The organism is Peribacillus sp. NPDC096540 (genome assembly GCF_050278525.1).
In the GTDB taxonomy this organism is placed as follows: domain Bacteria; phylum Bacillota; class Bacilli; order Bacillales; family DSM-1321; genus Peribacillus.
Window position 1 is genome coordinate 1 of record NZ_JBNNTG010000010.1, and the last position, 23181, is coordinate 23181.

Annotated in this window: 22 protein-coding genes and 5 pseudogenes; 24 read left to right on the forward strand and 3 right to left on the reverse strand. The window is 38.5% G+C overall.

Translation table 11 applies throughout. The features are described from left to right. The 14 genes and pseudogenes from ACQKMR_RS11015 to ACQKMR_RS11080 form a co-directional block, all read left to right on the forward strand. Positions 1-656 (forward strand): annotated as a pseudogene (locus ACQKMR_RS11015) (transposase); the annotation flags it as partial. 241 nt (positions 657-897) lie between these two features. Then, positions 898-1572 (forward strand): TetR/AcrR family transcriptional regulator, encoded by a 675-nt coding sequence (locus ACQKMR_RS11020; protein ID WP_427697337.1) that lies wholly within the window; start codon positions 898-900, stop codon positions 1570-1572. A 63-nt stretch (positions 1573-1635) separates the two neighbouring features. Continuing rightward, the gene (locus tag ACQKMR_RS11025; protein WP_427697338.1) at positions 1636-2778 is read left to right on the forward strand and encodes an acyl-CoA dehydrogenase; all 1143 of its coding nucleotides are present in this window, start codon (positions 1636-1638) and stop codon (positions 2776-2778) included. 113 nt (positions 2779-2891) lie between these two features. Beyond that, entirely contained in the window at positions 2892-4538 is a 1647-nt protein-coding gene (locus ACQKMR_RS11030; protein ID WP_427697339.1) for an AMP-binding protein, read from the forward strand. Between the two features lie 12 nt (positions 4539-4550). Then, positions 4551-5900: an acetyl-CoA carboxylase biotin carboxylase subunit gene (locus ACQKMR_RS11035; RefSeq protein WP_427697340.1), complete on the forward strand. Its 1350-nt coding sequence runs from the start codon at positions 4551-4553 to the stop codon at positions 5898-5900. 70 nt (positions 5901-5970) lie between these two features. Continuing rightward, positions 5971-6183 carry an acetyl-CoA carboxylase biotin carboxyl carrier protein subunit gene (locus ACQKMR_RS11040; protein WP_427697341.1) on the forward strand — a complete coding sequence of 71 codons (213 nt, stop codon included), beginning with the start codon at positions 5971-5973 and terminating at the stop codon, positions 6181-6183. A 17-nt stretch (positions 6184-6200) separates the two neighbouring features. Further along, a complete protein-coding gene (locus tag ACQKMR_RS11045; protein WP_427697342.1) occupies positions 6201-7100 on the forward strand; it encodes a hydroxymethylglutaryl-CoA lyase in 900 nt (299 codons plus the stop codon). An 18-nt stretch (positions 7101-7118) separates the two neighbouring features. Further along, positions 7119-7901 (forward strand): enoyl-CoA hydratase, encoded by a 783-nt coding sequence (locus ACQKMR_RS11050; RefSeq protein ID WP_427697343.1) that lies wholly within the window; start codon positions 7119-7121, stop codon positions 7899-7901. A 23-nt stretch (positions 7902-7924) separates the two neighbouring features. Next, complete coding sequence (locus ACQKMR_RS11055; RefSeq protein WP_427697344.1) at positions 7925-9454, forward strand: acyl-CoA carboxylase subunit beta; 1530 nt, start codon at positions 7925-7927, stop codon at positions 9452-9454. A gap of 204 nt (positions 9455-9658) precedes the next feature. After that, positions 9659-10423, forward strand: coding sequence for an NUDIX domain-containing protein (locus ACQKMR_RS11060; RefSeq protein ID WP_427697345.1), 765 nt, complete (start codon positions 9659-9661; stop codon positions 10421-10423). A gap of 15 nt (positions 10424-10438) precedes the next feature. Then, positions 10439-10990, forward strand: coding sequence for a cysteine hydrolase family protein (locus ACQKMR_RS11065; RefSeq protein WP_427697346.1), 552 nt, complete (start codon positions 10439-10441; stop codon positions 10988-10990). 61 nt (positions 10991-11051) lie between these two features. Continuing rightward, positions 11052-12521, forward strand: a complete 1470-nt coding sequence (locus ACQKMR_RS11070) for a nicotinate phosphoribosyltransferase (protein ID WP_427697347.1) — start codon at positions 11052-11054, stop codon at positions 12519-12521. A gap of 37 nt (positions 12522-12558) precedes the next feature. Continuing rightward, a complete protein-coding gene (gene nadE, locus ACQKMR_RS11075) occupies positions 12559-13389 on the forward strand; it encodes an ammonia-dependent NAD(+) synthetase (protein ID WP_427697348.1) in 831 nt (276 codons plus the stop codon). Positions 13390-13856: 467 nt separating this feature from the next. Further along, positions 13857-14153 (forward strand): hypothetical protein, encoded by a 297-nt coding sequence (locus ACQKMR_RS11080; RefSeq protein WP_427697349.1) that lies wholly within the window; start codon positions 13857-13859, stop codon positions 14151-14153. Between the two features lie 183 nt (positions 14154-14336). Here the strand turns inward: ACQKMR_RS11080 and ACQKMR_RS11085 are convergent, their stop codons facing one another. Next, the gene (locus ACQKMR_RS11085; RefSeq protein ID WP_427697350.1) at positions 14337-14747 is read right to left on the reverse strand and encodes a hypothetical protein; all 411 of its coding nucleotides are present in this window, start codon (positions 14745-14747) and stop codon (positions 14337-14339) included. A 625-nt stretch (positions 14748-15372) separates the two neighbouring features. Between ACQKMR_RS11085 and ACQKMR_RS11090 the strand changes: the two genes are divergently transcribed. From ACQKMR_RS11090 to ACQKMR_RS11120, 7 genes and pseudogenes are all read left to right on the forward strand, one after another. Continuing rightward, positions 15373-15621: a hypothetical protein gene (locus ACQKMR_RS11090; RefSeq protein WP_427697351.1), complete on the forward strand. Its 249-nt coding sequence runs from the start codon at positions 15373-15375 to the stop codon at positions 15619-15621. Between the two features lie 368 nt (positions 15622-15989). After that, entirely contained in the window at positions 15990-16418 is a 429-nt protein-coding gene (locus ACQKMR_RS11095) for a YwqH-like family protein (RefSeq protein ID WP_427697352.1), read from the forward strand. Beyond that, positions 16418-16696, forward strand: coding sequence for a YwqI/YxiC family protein (locus ACQKMR_RS11100; protein WP_427697353.1), 279 nt, complete (start codon positions 16418-16420; stop codon positions 16694-16696). The genes ACQKMR_RS11095 and ACQKMR_RS11100 overlap by 1 nt, the downstream gene beginning before the upstream one ends. Before the next feature lie 106 nt (positions 16697-16802). Further along, a pseudogene (locus ACQKMR_RS11105) lies at positions 16803-17645 on the forward strand (ribonuclease YeeF family protein); the annotation flags it as partial. 171 nt (positions 17646-17816) lie between these two features. Beyond that, positions 17817-18659 carry a polymorphic toxin type 15 domain-containing protein gene (locus tag ACQKMR_RS11110; RefSeq protein WP_427697448.1) on the forward strand — a complete coding sequence of 281 codons (843 nt, stop codon included), beginning with the start codon at positions 17817-17819 and terminating at the stop codon, positions 18657-18659. 25 nt (positions 18660-18684) lie between these two features. Next, complete coding sequence (locus tag ACQKMR_RS11115; protein WP_427697354.1) at positions 18685-19233, forward strand: T6SS immunity protein Tdi1 domain-containing protein; 549 nt, start codon at positions 18685-18687, stop codon at positions 19231-19233. Positions 19234-19684: 451 nt separating this feature from the next. After that, a pseudogene (locus tag ACQKMR_RS11120) lies at positions 19685-20152 on the forward strand (immunity protein YezG family protein). Positions 20153-20372: 220 nt separating this feature from the next. On the opposite strand, the pseudogene ACQKMR_RS11125 reads toward ACQKMR_RS11120, so the two are convergent. Then, positions 20373-20492 (reverse strand): annotated as a pseudogene (locus ACQKMR_RS11125) (IS3-like element ISBth8 family transposase); the annotation flags it as partial. A 211-nt stretch (positions 20493-20703) separates the two neighbouring features. Here ACQKMR_RS11125 and bla point away from each other — a divergent pair. Next, a complete protein-coding gene (gene bla, locus ACQKMR_RS11130) occupies positions 20704-21486 on the forward strand; it encodes a subclass B1 metallo-beta-lactamase (RefSeq protein ID WP_427697355.1) in 783 nt (260 codons plus the stop codon). Positions 21487-22140: 654 nt separating this feature from the next. Here bla and ACQKMR_RS11135 read toward each other — a convergent pair. Beyond that, positions 22141-22386 carry a hypothetical protein gene (locus tag ACQKMR_RS11135; RefSeq protein WP_427697356.1) on the reverse strand — a complete coding sequence of 82 codons (246 nt, stop codon included), beginning with the start codon at positions 22384-22386 and terminating at the stop codon, positions 22141-22143. Between the two features lie 334 nt (positions 22387-22720). On the opposite strand from ACQKMR_RS11135, the gene ACQKMR_RS11140 reads away from it, so the two are divergent. Together ACQKMR_RS11140 and ACQKMR_RS11145 are read left to right on the forward strand one after the other, a co-directional pair. Next, positions 22721-22915: a hypothetical protein gene (locus ACQKMR_RS11140; protein ID WP_427697357.1), complete on the forward strand. Its 195-nt coding sequence runs from the start codon at positions 22721-22723 to the stop codon at positions 22913-22915. A gap of 61 nt (positions 22916-22976) precedes the next feature. Then, a pseudogene (locus ACQKMR_RS11145) lies at positions 22977-23097 on the forward strand (RDD family protein); the annotation flags it as partial. Between the last annotated feature and the right edge of the window lie 84 nt (positions 23098-23181).

Consider the following 23181-nt stretch of genomic DNA (forward strand, 5'->3'; position numbering starts at 1 on the left):
AGATTAAAGAAAGTACAACTGACCCTGAGAGTGGCTACTATGTAAAAGATGAACGAACAAAACAGTTTGCCTATTCATTTCATGCGGCTGCAGACTGCAACGGTTTTGTGCTGGGGACGATTGTAACACCGGGAAATACGCATGATAGTCATACCTTAGAGCCTCTTGTTGAACAAGTGATTGAGAAAGTTGGAAAACCTGAAGCTGTTGCAGCAGATGCAGCTTACAAAACACCAGTCATTACAAGCTACCTTTTTGGGAAAGAAATCACACCAGCTTTACCTTATACACGTCCACGAACAAAAGAAGGGTTCTTTCGCAAGCATGACTATGTTTACGATGAACATTTTGATTGTTATCTCTGCCCATCGGGTGAGATTTTAAAGTACTCAACAACAAATAAAGAGGGCTATCGCGAGTACAAATCACCCAAACACACTTGTGCGACATGCTAATTTTTATCACAGTGTACAGAAAGCAAAGACCATCAAAAAGTGGTGACACGCCATATCTGGCAAAATTATATGGAAGAAGCAGATCATCTGCGTCATCACAAGGATGTAAAACCTATATATGCGAAACGTAAAGAAACAATAGAGCGTGTATTCGCAGATGCAAAAGAAAAGCATGGTATGCGTTGGACCACTTTAAGGGGACAAGGGGTGGCTTAATATAGTGGGCTCGTAGAGGCCCAATCTCTTAATCTTGAGCAAAATTCAAAGGGAATTTCAAAAGGGGTCCGGAATTAAAACATTCCGAACCCCTTTTGTCTACAAACTGGACAGCTCTTAAGTATGAGAGCTGTTTTTAGTTTGTATATAAAAATTGACAAATTTTTAATATTTGGTAAAATCTAAATAAATCCAGTTTAAGCATAATCATACTATTTCTCTTTATATGACTGGAAAAAATGTAAGCGGATACAACAGGAGGTGCTGTCTTACGGAGTTAAAAGAAAAAATCATCGAAACATCGCTGACACTCTTTGAACAGCATGGTTTTCATGGCGTCTCGGTTAATGAAATTGTAAAAGAATGCGGAACAAGCAAAGGTGGTTTTTATCACCATTTTTCTTCTAAAGACGAGCTCTTATTTGTCATTCATGATTACTTTATTTCATATGTTTTAACGAAAGCGCAGGAAGCCATTTCAGCAAGTACCCACCCAACAGAAAAAATGCAAAAGATTATTCAATCATTTGTTAAAGTTTTTGACCTCTATAAACCACACATCTCAGTTTTCTATCAAGAAAGCATATACTTAAAACCACCTTATGTAGTAGAAATCAAAAAAAAGCGTCAAATGTATAAAGAAATCATATTTTCCGTAATTCAAGAAGGAATTGACAAGGGAGAATTCCGCAGCGAACTGCCGGTTGAAATCACAGGAATGTCTATTTTAGGCATGGTAAATTGGTCCTATAAATGGTACAAAAGGGACGGGGGAAAAACAATCGAGGAAATTGGGGAAATTTACGTCGATTTAATATTACAAGCATTATTAACAGATAAACAAAAAAATGACGCAATAACCCAGCCATATTTACTAAAAAATCAGATGGTTGTGGATTAAAAATAAAAACGCTTGCATTTCACAGACCAACTAGTCGGTCTCAATAGAAAGGGGAACGAACAAATGGATTTCTCACTTACAAAAGAACAGCAGATGATTAAGGATATGGTAAGAGATTTCGCTGAAAAAGAAATTAAACCAATTGCAATAGAACTGGATGCAAAGTCCATGTTTGCAGAGGATGTATTCAAAAAAATGGGGAAGCTGGGGCTACTGGGGATTCCATTCCCTGATGAGTATGGTGGTTCAGGCGGAGACACGATTTCGTATGCTATTGCCGTTGAGGAGGTTGGCAAGGCCTGTGGAGGCACCGGTTTAAGCTATGCAGCAGCCGTTTCACTTGGAGCAAGCCCGATATATTATTTCGGTACTGAGGAACAGAAACAAAAATATCTTATTCCAATCACGACAGGTGAAACATTGGCAGCTTTCGGGTTGACCGAGCCGAATGCGGGATCTGATGCGGGTGGTACGAGAACGACCGCAGTATTAGAAGGTGATGAATATGTGATAAATGGCGAGAAAACATGGATAACTAATGCAAGCTATTCCAGAACTGTCACTGTAACGGCTGTATCTGGGAAAGACAGTCGAGGTAAGAACATCATCTCTGCATTCATCGTCCCAACGGATACACCGGGACTAACAATTAATAGTAATTATGAAAAAATGGGAGTTCGCGCTTCCAATACATGTGAAATCATTCTTGATAATGTCCGGGTACCAAAGGAAAACTTATTGGGGGATCAAGAAAAGGGATTCAAACAGTTTTTATTTACTTTAGACGGTGGAAGGATTTCAATTGCCGCGTTGGCGGTCGGTATTGCGCAGGCAGCCTTTGATAAAGCTTTAGCTTTTTCAAAAGAGCGAGTTCAATTCGGTAAATCTATTTCAAATTTCCAAGCAATCCAATTCAAGCTTGCTGACATGGCGATGGAGATTGAATTAGCGAGAAATATGGTATACAAAGCTGCGTGGTTAAAAGACAATAAAAAACCATTTGCGAAAGAAGCGGCGTTCGCTAAGCTTTTTGCAAGTGAGACTGCGTTCCGAACGAGCAATCAAGCGATTCAAATACATGGCGGCTCTGGCTATATGCGGGAATATGAGGTGGAACGCTATTTAAGAGATGCTAAATTACTAGAAATTGGGGAAGGGACATCAGAAATTCAAAGAATCGTAATCGCCAGACAATTGGGCTGTTAATCTTTTACGAACGCAAATGATCCAAAATGCTTCTGCTTATTTTGGTGAAAAGCAGATTATATCTATAAGGTAAAAAGCGTTCATACTTACTTTTACTTGATGGGAGGAGTTTGATGTCTGATTTGCTTGATGTTACTATCGGAAAACTTCTTGAAAAGACAGCTGAAGAATACGGAAATAATGAAGCGGTAGTTTATCACGAACTTGGTCTTCGTTATACGTACAGTGAATTTGAAAAAGTTTGCCGGAAGGCAGCACGCGGTTTCATGTCACTTGGGATTGAAAAAGGGGAACATATCGCCATATGGGCGTCTAATAAACCGGAATGGCTGATTTCCCAATTTTCAACTGCAAAAATGGGCGGTGTGCTGGTAACTGTCAATACAAATTACCGCACAAGTGAGCTCGAATATCTGCTTCATCAATCGGATGCGACGACGATTATTCTGATGGAACAATTTAAGGATCATTCCTATATAGAAACACTTTATGAGATAGTTCCTGAATTGAAAACAGCTAAACCAGGAAAACTACAATCGGAAAAACTACCAAAATTAAAGAATATCATTATCTTAGGTGAAACGCGTTATCCTGGTACGTTTTCGTGGGAAGACGTCATCAGCGGAAGCGAATCTGTTTCGGAGGAGATGCTGGACATCCAAATGAAGGACCTTGCTCCTGAGGATGTAATAAATATGCAATACACATCAGGGACAACTGGATTTCCAAAAGGAGTCATGCTGACACATTCGAATTTAGTCAACAATGGGCTAAATATTGCTGCATGTATGAAGCTTACAAAGAATGATCGGCTTTGTATCCCTGTCCCACTGTTTCATTGTTTTGGCTGTTCCCTTGGTACAATGGCTTCTGTTACTGTTGGAGCCACAATGGTGCCGATCGTAGAATTCAATCCACGTACTGTACTTCAAACAGTGGAAGCTGAAAAATGTACGGGGCTTCACGGGGTGCCGACGATGTTCATTGCTGAATTGAATCTCGATGACTTCGATCAGTATGATTTACGTTCATTACGGACTGGAATAATGGCTGGCTCCACTTGTCCGATAGAAGTGATGAAAAACGTGGTGAATAAGATGGGAATTTCCGAAATCACGATTACCTATGGTCAAACGGAATCGTCCCCAGGAATTACGATGACCCGCACCAATGACCCAATTGAACTTCGTGTATCCTCAGTGGGAAAGGCTCTTCCGAATGTGGAAGTGAAGATCATAGATCCTAATAGCGGAGAAGAAGTCAAGCGTGGAAGACAAGGAGAACTCTGTTCAAGAGGATACCATGTCATGAAGGGATATTATAATAATCCGGAAGCGACGGCGCAAGCGATTGATTCGGAGGGTTGGCTCCACACAGGAGATTTAGCGGTGATGGACGAAAACGGTTATTGCAAGATTACTGGTCGACTGAAAGATATGATCATTCGAGGCGGGGAAAATATTTATCCGCGCGAGATAGAAGAATTTCTCTATCAACATCCCGCTATAGTCGATGTCCAAATACTTGGTGTTCCCGATCAGAAGTATGGGGAAGAGGTAGCGGCATGGGTCATTTTGAAAGCAGGAGAAACATTGACGGAGGAAGAATTGAGAGCGTATTGCAAAGGGAAAATATCTTTTCACAAAATTCCTCGATACATTCAATTTACTGATGCATATCCAATGACTGCATCTGGGAAAATTCAAAAGTATAAGCTTCGGGAGCAAACGCTTGAACTATTAACGGAACGTACCAAATGAGGGGGATATCGAATGATTCGAAAAATTCTTATCGCAAACAGAGGAGAAATTGCATCACGCGTAATCCGTACGTGCAAGGATTTGGGAATTAGTACGGTCGCCGTCTATTCAGAGGCAGATTCGGAAGCACCATTTGTAGCATATGCGGATGAAGCCTATTTATTGGGAGGGTCCAGAGTTCAGGAAAGCTATTTAAACGTCAAGAAGATTTTAGAAATCGCTAAAGAAACCGGTGTAGATGCCATCCATCCAGGATACGGATTTCTAAGTGAAAATGCAGATTTCGCTCGCTCATGTGAAGATGCTGGATTGATCTTCATTGGACCCAGACCTGAAGTTATCCAGCAGATGGGCAATAAAGTTGAAGCGCGAAAAAAGATGGAGCAAGCAGGTCTTCCATTAGTGCCAGGATTCTCACGGCCATTAATTGATAGCAGTGAAGCAGCGGCAGTTGCCGAAAAGATAGGGTATCCAGTTATGCTGAAAGCGTCAGCCGGCGGTGGTGGTATCGGTATGCAAGCCGTTGCAAATGCCGATGAACTGTTAAAAGCATTCGAAGGGAATCAAAAACGCGCTCAATTATTTTTCGGTAATGGAGACATGTTCATTGAAAAATTGATTGAAAAACCCCGTCATATAGAAATTCAAGTATTAGCGGATACGTTTGGAAATGCTGTTTACTTATGGGAAAGAGAATGTTCCGTTCAAAGGCGCCACCAGAAGGTCGTAGAAGAAGCCCCATCTTCTTTCCTTGATGAAGAAACAAGAAAGCAGATGGGGATAGCCGCTGTAAAAGCGGTGAAGGCTATCGGGTATTGTAATGCGGGTACCCTTGAATTCTTAGTTGATGCCGATAAAAACTTCTATTTTCTTGAAATGAATACACGCCTTCAGGTTGAACATCCGGTCACTGAGGAAATTACAGGACTTGATCTTGTTGAACAGCAAATTAAAATTGCTTCAGGCAACAAACTCGATTTTACACAAGAAGAGGTTAAAAGGGAGGGGCACTCTATTGAAGTGCGCATATATGCGGAAGATCCCAAAACCTTTTATCCTGCACCGGGGAAAATCACCGGTTTGAAACTTCCTGAAGGTGAAGGGATTCGTCATGAACTGGCCGTTCAGAATACATCCGTCGTTTCACATTTTTACGACCCTATGATTGCCAAATTGGTAGTAAGCGGCGGTTCGAGGAATGAAGCCATCGATAGATTAAGAGAAGCCTTAGACACCTATAAAATAGATGGAATTAAAACGAACCTTCCTCTACTCAAGGAAATAATCGCCCATGAAGCTTTTTCAAAAGGCGATACAACAACGGATTTTATTGATAAATATATTAAAAAAATTACTGTATAAACTGTTGTCGGGGACTGGGAGGGAAAACCTCTCCGTTTCTAAAATCTAAAATTATTTGGAGGAATATGATATGGCGGAATTAAAAGCAAGTATGGCAGGAAGCGTATGGAAAATCGTAGCGGGTGAAGGTCAAAGTGTTACCGATGGTCAGGAAATAATAATCTTGGAATCTATGAAAATGGAAATCCCTATTACTGCTGAGGATGCGGGTACGGTTAAGGAACTTAAAGTAAATGAAGGGGATTTCGTAAATGAGGGCGACGTTTTGGCCGTCATTGAATAAAGAGACGGAGGGGTAAGATGAATTGGCCTGAAAAAGTAACCATTAAAGAAGTGGGTCCGCGTGATGGGCTTCAAAATGAAAAGGTCATTATACCGACGCAAAGAAAAATAGACTGGATCAATCAGCTTTCTGACACTGGTCTTTCCTATATTGAAGCAACTTCTTTTGTACATCCAAAATGGATTCCTCAATTGAGTGATGCTGTGGAGGTAGCCAAGGGAATCAACAGGAATCCAGATATCACCTATGCAGCTCTTGTTCCGAACAAAAGAGGATTGGAGTCGGCCCTTGAAGCGGATATTGATGAAATTTCAGTTTTCATGTCATCAAGTGAAACCCATAATCTAAAGAATATTAATAAAACGATTTCAAATACCTTTCCTGTATTAAAAGAAGTCATCGATTCAGCAGCAAGAAGCAGGAAATCGGTTCGAGGGTATGTTTCAACCGTATTCGGGTGTCCTTATGAAGGTGAGGTTGCTATCGAACAGGTTTTCCGGGTTTGTGATCAGCTGTTTGAATACGGAATCAGCGAGCTATCATTGGGAGATACCATCGGTGTGGCATCTCCTAGACAGGTAGCCTTATTCCTTGAACAGGCTGTAAAAAGATACGATACAAGCCGAATTGCTCTCCATTTTCATGATACAAGAGGCATGGCCCTCGCTAATGTCCTCAAATCACTAGATTATGGAATTAAAACTTTCGACTCCGCGCTCGGTGGTTTAGGGGGATGCCCATATGCACCAGGTGCGAGCGGGAATGTGGCTACGGATGACCTGATTCATATGCTACATAATATGGGGATTCACACGGGAATCGATCAAGGGAAACTTATAGGTGCAGCGTCTATGATGCAAAGCTTCTTGGAAAAACCATTGTCTAGCCATCAGATGGCTGTCTATAACGCTCAATAAAAAACAGGAGGTGAAACTATGACATCGATAGTAAAGATCAGTCATGAGGAACAGGGAATTGCCATTGTGACCTTAAATCGGCCGGATGCTGCCAATGCATTATCCACAGAACTACTTCATTGCTTATACGAAGGACTGAATGAATTGAAATTACAGTCTAATCTGCGGACAGTCATTATAACAGGAGCTGGAGAAAAGGCATTTTGTGCTGGTGCAGATCTAAAGGAACGAGCAGGGATGAACGACGAGAAAGTCAGGGAGACATTAAGGCTAATTGGTGACACGATTACAGCGGTTGAAAATCTTCCAGTTCCAGTCATTGCTGCAATAAATGGCTCCGCTTTTGGCGGAGGACTTGAGCTGGCTCTTGCCTGTGACATTCGCATTGCATCTGAAACGGCAAAGATGGGACTGACTGAAACTGCGCTTGGAATTATTCCAGGCGGTGGCGGTACTCAGAGGTTGCCGCGGATTGTCGGAATGGCGACTGCGAAAGAACTAATTTATACAGCTAGAAGACTGGACGCTAAAAATGCGCATGCCATGCAAATCATCAGCCATGTGTACCCGTCTCAACATTTGCTTGAGGAAGCGAAAAAACTAGCTGGAGAAATTGCTGTCAATGCTCCTTTAGCACTTAGAGCTGCAAAAGCGGCCATGAATCAAGGGGCAGATACAGACTTGAAAACAGGATTGCAAATCGAGAAGGACTGCTATCATAAAACGCTGCAAACCCGAGACCGACTGGAGGGTCTGTCAGCATTCAAGGAAAAACGCAAACCGGTATTTACAGGTAATTGATTTCAATTGAAGGAGGAACATAGATGGTTACGACGGATAAACTAACAGAAACGGTTGAAACTATAAAAAAAGGCGGTTTAGAAAAATATCATCAAAAAAATGCTGAAAAAGGGAAGTTTTTCGTACGTGAACGGCTACAACTTCTATTTGACGAAGGAGTTGAAATCGAGGACGCATTCTTCGCAAATTGTGCAAGTGATGGGCTGCCTGCAGATGGTGTCGTTACAGGCATCGGCAAAATCAACGGACAGAGGGTCTGTGTCATGGCCAATGATTCAACTGTAAAAGCCGGTTCTTGGGGAGCAAGGACCGTCGAGAAAATCATCCGCATTCAAGAAACCGCTGATAAGTTACAATTGCCACTCTTATATTTAGTCGATTCAGCCGGTGCTCGCATAACGGATCAAGTCGAAATGTTTCCAGGACGCCGTGGGGCAGGCCGGATCTTTTACAACCAAGTGAAGCTATCTGGAAAAGTACCTCAAATCTGCCTATTGTTCGGTCCTTCCGCAGCGGGTGGGGCATATATTCCTGCGTTTTGCGATATTGTTGTTATGGTTGATGGAAATGCATCCATGTATTTAGGTTCACCGAGGATGGCCGAAATGGTTATTGGCGAAAAAGTGACCGAAGAGGAAATGGGCGGAGCGAAAATGCATTGTTCCGTATCAGGATGTGGTGATGTACTTGTTAAATCAGAAGAAGAATCCATTGCATTTGCTCGCCGATACTTAAGCTATTTTCCAGGAAATTATCAACAAAAGCCGAAAGCTACCAAACCTGAGCTGCCTGCTGAGTTTGAAAAAACGCTGGAAGAGCTGATTCCAAAAAATCAAAATGCTGCCTTTAATATGTATGACTTAATCGACAGGATTATAGACCGTAATTCATTTTGCGAAATCAAAAAATTATTTGCCCCTGAATTGATTACTGGTCTTGCACGGTTAAATGGGCAAACGATTGGAATTATAGCCAACCAGCCGCGTGTCAAAGGGGGGGTTCTGTTCCATGATTCCGCTGACAAGGCTGCCAAGTTCATCAATTTATGTGACGCTTTCCATATCCCACTTTTGTTCCTAGTGGATATTCCAGGATTTATGATTGGAACTAAGGTCGAACAGGCGGGCATTATTCGCCATGGTGCAAAAATGATATCAGCAATGAGTGAAGCCACTGTTCCCAAAATTTCTGTCGTTGTTCGTAAGGCTTATGGTGCCGGATTATACGCGATGGCAGGTCCTGCTTTTGAACCGGATTGCGTTCTCGCGTTACCAACTGCTTTAATTGCGGTTATGGGTGCGGAAGCAGCGGTTAACGCAGTCTATGCTAATAAAATCAATGCAATGGATGCAGTAGAACGGCCTGCTTTCATCGAGCAGAAGCGAAATGAATATAATGAAGATATTGATATTTACCGCTTAGCCTCAGAAATGATTGTTGATGCTATTATCCAGCCAAATGACCTGCGTGATGAATTGAGCGCTCGGTTTGAAGCATATAGTAGCAAGCAAATGACATTTACTGAGCGTAAACACGGAGTATATCCAGTATAATAAATATAATAAACAGCCCGGTCATGTTGACCGGGCTATTTATTATGCGGTACGGAAAAATATGATGAATGATTTTTCTAATAATATGAAAATTTCACTAAATTAAATGTTGCAAAGTTAATCAAGGAAGAGTACTATAATTAGTAATTAATGATTTACTAATTACTACATTCCCATTCTTAGTAAAAGAAAGTGAGAGTTGCCATGGCTCAGCAGGAAAAAAAGAAATATATTACTCCAGATGGATACACAGCAGATATTGCGATCTTTACGATTACCACAAAGAAGACGGCAGAGAAAGCCCCGCCTGAAATGTGTTTAAAGCTATTATTAATCAAACGTGCTACAAAAGATAGGGAAGGAAGCCTGAATGTTGAAGGCGATAAATGGGCTTTACCCGGTGGTTTTGTGAACGCTGGCGAGACAGCCTATGAGGCAGCCAAACGAGAACTAAAAGAAGAAACAGGTGTGACAGGATTTCATGTGAAGCATTTTGGCGTATTTGACCATCCGGGTCGAGATCCGAGAGGATGGATTATTTCTAATGCTTTTTATGCAATTGTTCAGGAAGAATTTCTTCATCAAAGAAAAGCGAATGACGATGCAGCTGAGGTGGAATTGTTCACAATACAGGAAGCTTTAAAATTAGAACTTGCTTTTGATCATTATACAATTATTAATGAAGCGATAAATTTAATGAAAAAAGAAATGGTGCAAACAACGATAGCTCAAAAATTTTTACCAGAAGAATTTACACTTTCCGAACTCCAACGTGTTTTACTGACAGTTAGGGATGATGCGAAAATCAGTGCAGATTCACTTTTTTTTGCAAAAGCCCCAAAACTCCCTTTCTTGGAGAAAGTATTGGATGAAAAGGGAATGCAGAAGAAAACTAAACGTAATTCATATCGGCCTTCACAACTTTACCGATTTAATGCAGAGATTGTCATGGACTCTATTTATTATTAAGGAGGAATGAGTGAAATGGGTAAAAAGGCTTTAATCAATATCGATTATACGTACGACTTCGTGGCAGACGACGGTGCATTGACATGTGGACAGCCTGGTCAAGAAATTGAAGATACTCTGGTCGGTATAACTAAGGAATTTATCAAGCAAGGGGAATACACGGTTTTCGCGATTGACCTTCATGAAGAAGGAGACCGCTTACATCCTGAAACGAAATTGTTTCCACCACATAATATTAGCGGTACAATAGGTAGAGACCTATATGGTACGTTAAAAAAGGAATATGAAACAAATAAAAATCTAAAGAATGTTTATTATATAGATAAAACACGTTATTCGGCTTTTGCAGGAACGGACCTTGATATCAGACTTAGTGAACGGGACATTACCGACGTATATTTAGTCGGAGTTTGTACCGATATCTGTATATTGCATACTGCAATTGACGCTTACAATTTAGGCTATAATATCTTTGTTTTTGAAAATGCAGTGGCTTCATTCAATAGTGCGGGTCACGAATGGGCGCTTACACATTTTAAAGGATCACTCGGAGCAACCATTCTTTAATATCTATTTACGCAACAGAATAGAAGAGAGGCGACCGCTTCTCTTTTGGGAGGAACTATCCATGGAAAAAAAGTACAACGACGACAGTTACGCACTACACACTGACCTTTACCAAATTAATATGGCCCAAACTTATTGGCAAGATAACACACAAAACCGAAAGGCCGTATTTGAGATTTATTTCAGAAAGCTACCGTTTAACAGCGGATATGCAATCTTTGCGGGACTTGAGAAAATTGTTCATTACCTTCAGAACTTTTGCTTTTCGGAAAGTGATATCAACTATTTAAAAACGGAATTGCATTACGATGGTGAATTTTTGGATTATTTGCAGAACGTCCGTTTTACTGGAACGATTCGTTGTATGAAAGAAGGCGAGCTTGTTTTTGGTAACGAACCGATTTTACGTGTAGAGGCACCGCTTGGTGAAGCGCAACTCATTGAAACAGCGCTGCTGAATATTGTGAACTATCACACACTCGTGGCGACAAAAGCTTCGCGCATCAAACTAGTAATTGGTGATGAATCTGCACTTGAATTTGGCTCAAGACGAGCACAAGAAATGGATGCAGCAATATGGGGAGCACGCGCTGCCTACATTGCTGGCTTTGAATCTACGAGCAATGTCCGAGCCGGCAAGCTGTTCGGTATACCGGTTTCAGGAACACATGCACACTCCATGATTCAGGCTTATAAAGACGAATATACAGCATTTCATAAATATGCAAGCACTCATAAAGACTGTGTATTTTTGGTAGATACTTATGATACGCTACGTTCTGGCATCCCAAATGCTATCCGTGTCGCAAAGGAACTGGGCGATAAAATTAATTTCATTGGTGTCCGTCTTGACAGCGGCGATTTGGCTTACCTGTCAAAAGAAGCACGCCGTATGCTAGATGCTGCTGGTTTCCACGATGCGAAGATTGTCGCTTCCAATGACTTGGATGAATATACGATTATCAACCTGAAGCAACAAGGAGCAAGAATCGATATTTGGGGAATCGGGACCAAATTAATTACAGCTTATGACCAGCCTGCATTAGGTGCCGTTTATAAAATGGTTTCAATTGAGGACGAAAATGGGAATATGAGAGATACCATCAAAATTTCTTCAAACCCTGAAAAGGTAACGACACCTGGCCTTAAACGAGTATACCGAATCATTAATAAAGTTAACCACCATGCAGAAGGCGACTACTTGGCTATGGAATATGAAAAGCCTCAGGAACAGGAAAAGTTAAAAATGTTCCATCCTGTCCATACTTTCCTAAGCAAATTTGTCACTGATTTCGATGCGGTGGACCTTCATCAGGATATTTTTATGGACGGAAGTTTAACTTATGAATTACCATCCATTGATGAAATCAAGGCCTTTACGAAAAAAAATCTTCAAGTATTATGGCCAGAGTACTTACGTGCACTCAATCCTGAAGAATATCCGGTCGACTTAAGTCAGGATTGTTGGGATAATAAAATGAGAAATATAGATGAAGTAAAAGCAAATGTTGAGAGAATGCTTACGAAATAACCTATTTATTTCATAAGGAAAGAGAGGGGCTATGCCAATGCGTCCATTACAAAATGAAATCGTAAAAAAATTACTTGTCCAACCAACGATTAATCCTGAAGCCGAATTCAGAAAAAGTGTCGATCTTCTAAAAGATTATATGAAAAAAAACACTTTTCTAAAAAGCTTTGTACTTGGAATTTCTGGAGGTCAAGATTCTACGCTAGGCGGCTATATTGCACAAACTGCTGTTAATGAATTGAATCAGGAAACGAACAGTAAAGAATATAAATTTGTTGCTGTGAGCCTTCCATACGGTGTACAGGCTGATGAAGATGACAGACAACTGGCTTTGAAATTCATTAAACCAAGCCAAACAGTAACAGTTAATATTAAGGAAGCAGTCGATGCATCGGTAAAGGCTGTGGAAGAAGCAACGGGTGAAAAACTATCCCATTTCTTAAGAGGAAATGTCAAAGCACGTGAGCGGATGAAGGTGCAATACGATTTAGCCGGACTATATAAAGGAGTCGTGCTTGGTACAGACCATGCAGCGGAAGCAATCACCGGTTTCTTTACAAAACATGGTGACGGGGCAGCTGATATCATCCCGTTATATCGTTTGAATAAAAGGCAAGGAAAAGAAATCCTGAAATTCGTCGGAGCACCTGAGCGTCTATATATGAAAATCCCAACTGCAGATCTAGAAGATGACAAACCGTTGATTCCTGATGAAGTGGCTTTAGGTGTGAGCTATGATGAAATCGATGATTACCTTGAAGGTAAGGAGATCAGAAAGGAAGCAGCCGAGGTCATCGAAGGCTGGTATACTAAAACCGAGCATAAACGGAATGAAGCCATTAACGTGTACGATACTTGGTGGAAATGAAGGAATAATGGTGAAAATTAGTTAAGATAGGACTTCGGCTTGTAATTGAATGATAAACGCGCATCACTGGTGAAAATACAGGATTACGAATCTATTATTAGAGCCCATATTCCTAAGACGATGCAATAGAATACTATGGGTATGGGGAAGCAAACCATGGTGGACATCAGTTCGAATACAATCCAACTGGCCGAAATGGCACAGAGAATGCTTAAGGGAGAATAATATGAACAAAAAATCATCGCACACTTTAAGAGGTATGCGGTGGTTTTTTTAGTTGTAGGAACTATAACGTCATTTATAGGAAGACTCGTTAATACAAGGGGATACTCCATATACAGGTCCAAGAGAGCTTTTTACATCGGAAAATAGTAAACAAAGTATTTGTATATTTAGATATCTTGAAGTAAAGTATATTTAATATATATAATTTTAAATGGTTTTCCGATGGAGGTTCTTTTTACGATATGAAGGCGAGATATGAACTCGAAAACATGAACTTAACACTTAGCAATGTTACGTTACGCAATGCAGCGGACAGTTATGTTCTCTTAAAAGCGGCAGATGATCATAATAATAATGAAATAACGATTAAGCTTTCCCACGGTCAAGCAGAATTTCTAGAAGCGGAATTAAGAGAAGTAAACCGCCGTCGTAAGGGAAATAGCTCTGAAATATCTGGACATAATCAGGAAAGTTTAAATGACGACGATTCTTTCAATCTGTTTAGCATTGATTTATTTGATGAAAATGAAACGAAGTAAATTTGATTTTTTAAGATTGTAAAGTCTATTACTCCACATAATGCCACCTTCTCTGTAACTTCTCCCTTTTTCCATTCTTAAAATACTACAGAGAAAGTTCACATTATAACTTCTTATATAACTCCAAATGCTAAATTCCGAATAAACTAGCGTAAGCAATGTTTAGAGAAAGGTGACCTCTTATTACCTTTTTTTTGATTTTTTGAAGAATTTTTTTATCAATAAATACAGTGAGGAAATGGCAGCAAAAACTAAGAAAAATACGATGAAGCCCCAGAGGCCTACCGCAGCATCTTGAAATTCCATATTTCCTCTACTAGTTAGAGCTTGCTGTATTTCAATTGCAAATACTAAGACAACCATGACAGTAAAGGTATATAGGAAAGAGAGAATGGTAATCCCAAAACGCATCCGTGATATTATATTAGATAAAAATAACACAAACAAAAATATAATAATTCCTATAATACCCATTATCCAAAAATGTAGATCTTTGTCCGTTGCATTTGAATTTAGAGTGTCGCTTACAAATAATAAAATAAAGTCGTGAATATTGTTTGCGATTTCCGCTAATATCTGGATGAATTCTTTCATGTATAACACCTCCAATTCCTAAATTATAGCAGGTTATAATTTTATATAGAAGGGATAAGTTATTAGGGTTATTCTGCATAAATTAACATAGATGCCATAGAAAATATAGTTAGTCTGATTGAGAAGGAAGGATATATTAAAATAAATGCATTCGTTTAACGAATATTCTAAGACACTCATTAATACGATGCGTGTTTTTTTGTTTTTCAGTTATTTTTAGCTCAGCACAATGTTGGATCTTTTTTAGGGCAAAACTAGGAAAGAAAGTCATATCCGTAAAACTTAAGCATGGTGCAAAGGCAGCTAAATAAAGGTATAGTTAATATATGAAGTCTAGCTGATGGCTATACAACATTTGATACATAGGTAGGATAAACGATCAAGTAGAAAATGAAAGTAAGTAGGTGAGCATGATTTTTAATATTATAGTTCCTATATCAATTTTAGCCTTGAATGTATTGTTTGGCTTTTTCATTAATAAGTTGGTTAAAATAACAAAGAGATAAATTAGTTGATTACGAGTTCTATTATGTTCTAGTAACAAAAGGTATATTGGATTCTTATTATAAGTTAGGTTATTAACAATATGTAAAGGCTATTTGATTTATATAGTGGAGGAAAAAGAATGAATGATGAACATAATCACATGTTAACAATAATTGATTTTATGAAAACCGGTCACAATACTTACTTTGTGAAAGTAGTAGGTTTTGATGCTGATGCTGAAAGGGAATTTGAAGGGGAAGTCAAATTTGTCCAAGGTATGCCTTTTGGAGATTTGATTCACCCTCAAAGATCGTATTTATCTTCTACTTGCAGAGAATTTGTTCGTGAAAATTTGATAAACAGATATGATACATGTCAATTTAACTGAATTTAGGAAACTAACGTTCTATTTTGAATGAATATCTCCTTGTTAGTTCTTTGTTTACCTAGCTTATCAATATGTCTGATATAAATTTACTTGTAAGACATCATATTCTAAGATAATTTTTTGTTTCAGTAGAGGGGGCATCTTTTCATTCCATAGTTGATGAAGTGTTTTTTTTGTTGTTTAATTTTGGTAAAAAACAGGGTATAAAGAATTTGTTGTACATAAAAATGATTATGCCAATTTTCTCTGTTCACAGACAAAATAGCTTATTTTTCCCTATTTAATTCTCAGACTTTAATCCTTATAATAGAAAATATGAAAAATATGACAACTATAATAGAAATATACTATTTTTGAGGTGAGTCTTTATGGTATATGCAGACATATTGAGTAACATTCACTCTGCTATCTCCAGTAAAAAAGCTAGTTTAGACGAAAAAATTGAACGTTTAGTGAAAGCGAAAGACGATATTATAAAAGAACAAAGTATGTGTCTTAACGAGATTAGAAATATTAAAAATCCAGACCTGGGTAGTAGCTGGACAGGAAGCCGCTCAGATAATTTCCAAGAAGCCCGTAGTGATGCTTATAATGTGATGTTTAGTGTCATCCATGACGACTATGACGACTATCAATGGAAAATCGAAGCGATGATTACAAAGCTAAGTGCCGAGAATACGCTTCTGAGCATAGCGGGGAATATAGCCCAAGAAGCCGATTCCCTTTTGAGCAAAGGCGAAGAGGCGTTTGAGCAGCTAGAAAGTAAAATATCAGATTTAAAAAGGCGGTTGATTTAATGGCAACAATCAAACTGAATCATCCTGCCGTAACAAAGCAAGTTAATCAGGTGAAGACTGCTCTTGGTACAGTCACGCTTGGAAATCTGCCGGCCGACGAGCTTGGGAACAATAAGCTTGAATTTACCTCAAAGTGGATCGACCGTGAAGCAAACCTCGAGAAAGTATTTGAGCAATATATCAAAATCGTTCAAAAAAATGTGGAAGATACCCGTGCTAACATTGATCTATTGAAAGAACAGGACGAAGCCATAACCTATTCGTCTTCACAAGGGTAATGGTAACTCACTATGAAAATATATGAAGCGAATACATTGAAAGCTGCGACCAAGTCGCGTGCCGAACAATATGAACAGCTAAAGGAGCAAGTCGTCGCGTGAATTTCAGGGAATAGTCGGCTTGGATAACGAGTTTCAAGGTGCCGGTGCCACAGCGATAAAAAGTTTCTATGAAGCGCAGAGCGAGGTGGCGGACGCCTGGATTGAATTTTTCACCACCCAAATCAGTTTTTTGGAAGGCATTCCTGCCAGTCTGGAAGAAGCGGACCTTTCCGGAAATACAGTGGTCGAGGTTCCCTTTTTAGATGGCGAAGTTTCGAATGGCATTAATCAAGCGAAGTCGCTTGTCGATGAACAAGCGAGTGATCTTCAAAGCATCCTGAACAGCATTGACGATATCCTTCCTCTTCATATGTTCGACCAAAAAGACTTTAATGAAAAAATCACGCTGGCCGGACAAAGACTGGATGACACCGTGACAAAGGTCGAAAATGTCGACCGGCAATTGGTCGAGGAATATGATGTCTCCGTCGGGCAGGAAAACGTGGCTGTTGGCCTCTTCCGCGCCTTGTTGGATGCCACCAAACAGGACGGCAACGTTTCGCCGATAACTTTCAACCAATCGGCATTTAAGAATAGTGACGTCTATCAAGTGAAGGATGAAGTCGCCGGTCAGATGAAAGACTATCAGACCTTCAAAAAGCAGCAAGCCGAAGCTCGGAAAATCGAACGAGAAATGGAAGAACTTGAAAACCGCCCATGGTATGAAAAAGCCTGGGATACGACAAAAACCTTTACAGGGGAATTCACGGGATATTATGATTCTATCAGGGCCTCAACCGGAGTCGATCCAGTGACGGGCCGCAAGCTGTCCGAAGCCGAACGAATCGCCGCCGGCGCCATGGCAGCCGCTGGATTCATCCCCGTCGTCGGCTGGGCCGGCCGGGCCTTCAAAGGCGGCAGCGCCCTCTACAAAACGGGCAAAGGACTCAACGCGGCGAACCACGCGCTCGATGCCTATAAAACGACAAAAGGCTTTAGCCTCCTCCAGAAAACCGAATACGGGATATACGGACTACTCGCAGCCAACGGCCTCGGGGAAGCGGTCACCGGCAAAGACATGTTCGGCAACCAGCTAACCGAAGAACAGCGCCAGAACGGGCTGTTGATGGCCCTTGGAATCGGTGGTGTGGCTGGTGCGGCGAAGGTCGCTGATAAAATAGCAAGTGGTACAAAGTTCATCCCTTACAGCAAGGAATTTGCGCAAAGGCAGGTTCAGAAGGCAAAAGCATTCGGCCGGCAAATCGGCAATGTGGAAGTACCTCTTCGTTTCAGGGTAGAAGAGTTAGCGACAGCGTATGGAAGCAACTACAAGCATGTCTCATTTGATAGTACGACGATTAAGGATATCGTACAGAAGTTTGCGGTGAAGAGTGATGGTGGTAAGGGTATGGGTGTTTTGTACCATTTCCAAAGAATCTCAGAAATAGAAGTCAAGTTCAAGCAAAATCCTAAACACAATGCAGAAGAATTCGCAAGACAGTTAAAAGACCAAGAAAAAGGGCTGAATGATTTAACTATTGATGAGTATTTAAAGAATAGAGAAAGATATATAAAAGAAGGAAAAGCTTTAGAAGGGAATGCAGCTCAAAAGGCTGCAAGAGTAAAAGCTTATTTAGATAAAGTTGATGAGTTAAGGGATACAGGCTTATCTAGAAAAGAATCAGAAAAGCAGGCTACGGTATGGATAAATGAACAGGCTGCTTTACATAATCCAGATCAAATTGCTGGTGGCAATCCACTTGATATTGGTGGAATGGGGGATAAAAGGGTTAATTCATCCCTTGGTTCGCAATGGAGATATAGAATTGATGTTATAGATGAACAAATAAAATCTATTGCAGCTAGTATGACGGAAGTGGATAAAAAGTCAATATATTTAAATGTGAAATTAATACAATGAAAATGAAATAGAGGTGATTATAAAAATGTCAACTAACATTTTTGATAACTTTAAATTATTTGAAAAAGCACAAGCAGAAACTATTAATAATTTTAATGGTTACATACCTGAACAAGTATTAGAAGTGTGGAATAAATATGGTTTTGGTAGTATTTTAAACGGGTATTTAAATATTGTTAACCCAGAAGAATATCAGGAACTATTAAAGGATGTATATGTAAGAAACGAGGATACTCTAGTATTGTTTACTACATCAATGGGGGATCTAATTGTTTGGGAAGATAATAAATATTTAATTTTACTTAATTTTAGAAAGGGTGAAATTAAAGGGATATCGTCCGGTTTTAAATACTTCTTTCCTGATTTAGAAGATGAATCATTTTACCAAGAAATTTTAGACTGGAATCCTTATCCTGAAGCAGTTGAGAAATATGGAGAACCAGATTTTGATGAATGCTTTGGTTATACTCCTCTCCTTGGATTAGGTGGACCCGAGAAAGTGGAAAACATGAAAAAGGTGAAACTTATTGAGCATATTTATCTGATTACTCAATTCATGGGACCAATCGAATAAGGGAGAGCCAATGAAATTGAAAAGATTGTTGATGATTACAACTGACTATCAAAAGTAAATGAATCCAGGGTCTTTTTTGGGGTTATGTCAAAAGCCTAAAGATTAGGGGCTTATCGTTTTTTTCGATAAGCTCTTTTAATATGGTAAAAAAAGAATCCTAAGTACTAGAAATTGGTTTTAAAAGTAGAAAAGAAAATTAATCCCCAATTAACATAACTTCCAGAAGACCAAATGCGATCTGTTCGGATTGAAGCAGTCACAAAGACAAGTTCGACTGATCGAGGAAAAGCGCCAGAACAGGCTGATGACGGTACTTTGAATCCGCAATCAACAGGGGTGCAAGGATGACGAAAATCGCAAACATAGTATCAAGTGAAACAAAATCCCCCCCCCTTCCAGTAAGATATATTGGAGTTAAGAACATTTGAAAAAAGAGCAGGGGGATAAAAAATTGAATGAATCAAAACTAAATGATTATTATCAGAAAATAGCTCAAACTGTAAATGAGATGATTCCAGAAGGATGGAGTAAAGTAATTTTGTATGGAGAAATTACTGAGGGGACAGGGACTGCGTTCTTTTTCTATCAGTCTAATATTAATGATAAACTCATTTGTAGCCATGATATCCCTGAATTACATAGTATTAGTAGAATGGGGTATAGAGAAACATGGCGGAGGTTAATAAAGGTCTTAAAAGAATTATCAGAATAATTTAAACAGAATAATCAAGTACAATGGACCAATTTAACCCTTATTTTAGAAAGTAACGGTAAATTTAAGGTTGACTATGATTATGAAGATCTATCAGATGCAGATGATCACGAAAGAAGGGTTATTTGGGAATATACTCGCTTGGGTCTTTTACCTGAAACTGAATATGATAAGAGTATTCTAGAAGAATACCTTAAGAAAGAATAATGGAAGATAAAAAAAGTTTTGTTCTTTTGAACGACCTTAACGAAAAAGTTAAGGTCTATTCAGTGTTGAAAAATGAATGTGTATGTTCTTTAGCCATATCGATACCCCAGATAATAGACCAAGAGACCATAAAATAATCCTTTAGAAAAATTTATCGTTTATCAGATTCACAGTATGTTCAGACCTAAGGAAAGGTTTAAAACAAAGTAATAACCAGATCCCTTATAGTAAATCGCTCACGAAGCTGATGATTTGACCAGCGTTCCTCCAACTTCAAACGAGCGACTTCTCGCTTTAATTCTTCTGTATATGTTGGAAAGTTTTGCCCCTTTTTTGCCATAGAAAAATCCCTCCCAGATAGACTGTTAAGAATATATTATGATGCTCTCTTTTTTCTCTGTCTACCTGTAGGGGATAATACCACATTATAAAAGCAGCTATACTTTTTGTTTAAATTTAACAAAAAGTATAATAAAAGGGAATGGAAAATTGAAGAGAAAATTGGATGTGTGTATAATTCTATAAATATAGTATAGAAAGGAAGTTTTTTTATGGTAAGGATAAAAAAGGGTTTTTTAATTATTTTAACAAGTTTTAGTCTACTACTATTAAACATTTCGACACCTGTATCAGCTAAAGAATCGAAAACAAAACAAACGGTAATAACGAGTAAAGATGGATCAGTAATTTTAACTAAAATTCAAAAAGATGTGTGGGTTCATACTACTTATACTGAAATTGATGGTTTTAAGATTGCAGCAAATGGTTTAGTCCTTAATAATTCTAAAGGAATTGTATTAGTTGATGCAACATGGGATGATCAGTTAGCAAAACAATTATTAGAAATGATCCAGAAGGAATTTCAAAAACCTGTAAAACTAGCGATTATAACTCATCATAAATACGATAGAATAGGTGGCATCCAGACATTAATGGATCAGAAAATAAAAACTGTTAGTACCCCTGAAATAGCAAAAATGGCTAAAGAGTTCAATTATCCGATGCCCGAACCTTCTCTAGATTCTGTAGCGTCAACATTAAAGGTCGGAAATCTAAAGATTAAAACCTACTTTCCAGGAGAAGCCCATACATCAGATAATATTACAGTATGGCTACCCAAGTATAACTTGTTATTTGGTGATATGATTTTCGCTCTTGAACAGCAGAATTCTGGAATTATTGATGAAGCTAATATGGAAGCATGGCCAAACACTATGAAGAATTTAATGTATGTATATAATGACGCAAAAATCGTTGTGCCAGGTCATAAAACTTGGGGAGATTTTAGTTTGCTCCAGCATACGTTAGATATTGTCCGAAAACATGAAAATTAAGATCTAAAAAATGAGTAGAAAATATAAATCACTTTTGAAATTTTAATAATTATTTACAACCTACTTTTTTTGATTGCTTTTCTGTACTTGTCCACACTTTCTGTCAGTCTATGCATATACAATATTAAGGAGGGTGTTAGAATGAGCTGTTTTATAGAAAAATGCTTTGAGAATAATGATCCATGTACAGTTTGGGTTCCTAAAAAGCGTTGTAAATGTAAGAAAAAGCATCGTTTTTATTAATCATTTAAAGTAAGAAATAACGGTGGTTTTAGAAGTTTTTTTACAGTTTAGAAGCAATTAAGCAATAAGAATCCTGATAATAGAGCGTGCATACTAGATTTTGTTGTAATTGTAATAGTTTTTAGGGGCAGTCTCTAGGACTGCCCTTTTAAATGATAGAAATATAAAAGGGCACAATATGATATATAGTAATAGGCAAGATAATGATTGAACAGGAGTTATATGCTGAATGTATTAAGGAGTAACTGTTTGGGATATTTTCTATATAAGAGTAATAAACATATTGATTTTGCTTTACCTTTCAGGCTCCAAATAATATGTTATTGCTTATTGTCGACGAAAGTGAAAATTTGATAATCTACAATAGAAAAAAGCACTTAACTTTAATGGATGAGTGCTATTTACCTGGAACTATTCTTTCTTTAAAATTTGTCTGCTTTGTAGGATAATCTCGTTATTTTTATTGATTGCTTCAACATTGTTTAACTTAACATGGTCATTAATTAAATCGTTATCTTCCATATATTCAAGTAACAATTCGACAGACTTATCCAACAACCTTTCCAGTTGGATATTCCTTTCTTCGGATAAACGAGTGATTCGCATGTTTAAATGTGACGCCAGTGTTACCTCTATTGAATCTCTACCTCCGCTCAATAATTTTCCTCCTTCAGCTGCATTACTTCTAATATAGGATGGCAAGGATTGGAAGGCAAAATTATTATATGTTTTGTGAACTGAATGCAACAACTTGACTAGTATTACTGGTTGTATAAAAGACGCAGTCCAGCACCTATTTGTTTTAATGAATTATTAAATGTATTAGGAGTACAATAATAATAATGACATGTATACAGTTCAGAGGTATGTCCCCTAGGCGGATAAGGATTGTTCTTTGACTGACTAAACATTGGGATCTTTATTTGTTGTTATCATTTCTTCTATAAAATTGATGTATAATAATAGTATATTTTACAATTAGGAGGAATTTATGGATTCAGCTAGCAGTTTAATTGGTCTTTTTGCAATAATACCCATTTTATTTTATCTCGGACTTGTTGTTTTAAGTGTTTATTTTGTTATTAAGGTGATTAAATTTATTAATGCTAAGACAAGACTAGATCAGGAAAGAAACGAAAAGATGGATGAGTTAATTAGGGTTATCGGTAAGAAGGATCAGGAATAAATAGAAAAACACTTAACCTAAATGCTCGAGTGTTTTTTTGATATATGGAATTACTTTTTTTATTTATGTTATAACATTTGGGCTAGGAGTTATTGTTAGTGCATTAATGGTTGGTTTAAGAAGTGATAATAGATAAATATGATTTAATTGCTGGTACATACTTGACATCAACTAAACCTTAATACATCAATTTTAAGCAGTTTAATAGCTCCTTTTTTATTATACATGTTACCTTTTAATAAACAGTGGGAACAAACTGTAGGGTA

Bases quoted from the DNA above. Each gene is read 5' to 3' on its own strand.
- ACQKMR_RS11080 (WP_427697349.1), top strand. From the start codon at position 13,857: ATGAAGGCGAGATATGAACTCGAAAACATGAACTTAACACTTAGCAAT.
- ACQKMR_RS11040 (WP_427697341.1), top strand. From the start codon at position 5,971: ATGGCGGAATTAAAAGCAAGTATGGCAGGAAGCGTATGGAAAATCGTA.
- ACQKMR_RS11045 (WP_427697342.1), top strand. From the start codon at position 6,201: ATGAATTGGCCTGAAAAAGTAACCATTAAAGAAGTGGGTCCGCGTGAT.
- ACQKMR_RS11050 (WP_427697343.1), top strand. From the start codon at position 7,119: ATGACATCGATAGTAAAGATCAGTCATGAGGAACAGGGAATTGCCATT.
- ACQKMR_RS11020 (WP_427697337.1), top strand. From the start codon at position 898: ATGACTGGAAAAAATGTAAGCGGATACAACAGGAGGTGCTGTCTTACG.
- ACQKMR_RS11090 (WP_427697351.1), top strand. From the start codon at position 15,373: ATGAATGATGAACATAATCACATGTTAACAATAATTGATTTTATGAAA.
- ACQKMR_RS11030 (WP_427697339.1), top strand. From the start codon at position 2,892: ATGTCTGATTTGCTTGATGTTACTATCGGAAAACTTCTTGAAAAGACA.
- ACQKMR_RS11035 (WP_427697340.1), top strand. From the start codon at position 4,551: ATGATTCGAAAAATTCTTATCGCAAACAGAGGAGAAATTGCATCACGC.
- ACQKMR_RS11055 (WP_427697344.1), top strand. From the start codon at position 7,925: ATGGTTACGACGGATAAACTAACAGAAACGGTTGAAACTATAAAAAAA.
- ACQKMR_RS11110 (WP_427697448.1), top strand. From the start codon at position 17,817: ATGTTCGGCAACCAGCTAACCGAAGAACAGCGCCAGAACGGGCTGTTG.
- nadE (WP_427697348.1), top strand. From the start codon at position 12,559: ATGCGTCCATTACAAAATGAAATCGTAAAAAAATTACTTGTCCAACCA.
- ACQKMR_RS11070 (WP_427697347.1), top strand. From the start codon at position 11,052: ATGGAAAAAAAGTACAACGACGACAGTTACGCACTACACACTGACCTT.
- ACQKMR_RS11140 (WP_427697357.1), top strand. From the start codon at position 22,721: ATGGATTCAGCTAGCAGTTTAATTGGTCTTTTTGCAATAATACCCATT.
- ACQKMR_RS11065 (WP_427697346.1), top strand. From the start codon at position 10,439: ATGGGTAAAAAGGCTTTAATCAATATCGATTATACGTACGACTTCGTG.
- bla (WP_427697355.1), top strand. From the start codon at position 20,704: ATGGTAAGGATAAAAAAGGGTTTTTTAATTATTTTAACAAGTTTTAGT.
- ACQKMR_RS11100 (WP_427697353.1), top strand. From the start codon at position 16,418: ATGGCAACAATCAAACTGAATCATCCTGCCGTAACAAAGCAAGTTAAT.
- ACQKMR_RS11085 (WP_427697350.1), bottom strand. From the start codon at position 14,747: ATGAAAGAATTCATCCAGATATTAGCGGAAATCGCAAACAATATTCAC.
- ACQKMR_RS11115 (WP_427697354.1), top strand. From the start codon at position 18,685: ATGTCAACTAACATTTTTGATAACTTTAAATTATTTGAAAAAGCACAA.
- ACQKMR_RS11095 (WP_427697352.1), top strand. From the start codon at position 15,990: ATGGTATATGCAGACATATTGAGTAACATTCACTCTGCTATCTCCAGT.
- ACQKMR_RS11025 (WP_427697338.1), top strand. From the start codon at position 1,636: ATGGATTTCTCACTTACAAAAGAACAGCAGATGATTAAGGATATGGTA.
- ACQKMR_RS11060 (WP_427697345.1), top strand. From the start codon at position 9,659: ATGGCTCAGCAGGAAAAAAAGAAATATATTACTCCAGATGGATACACA.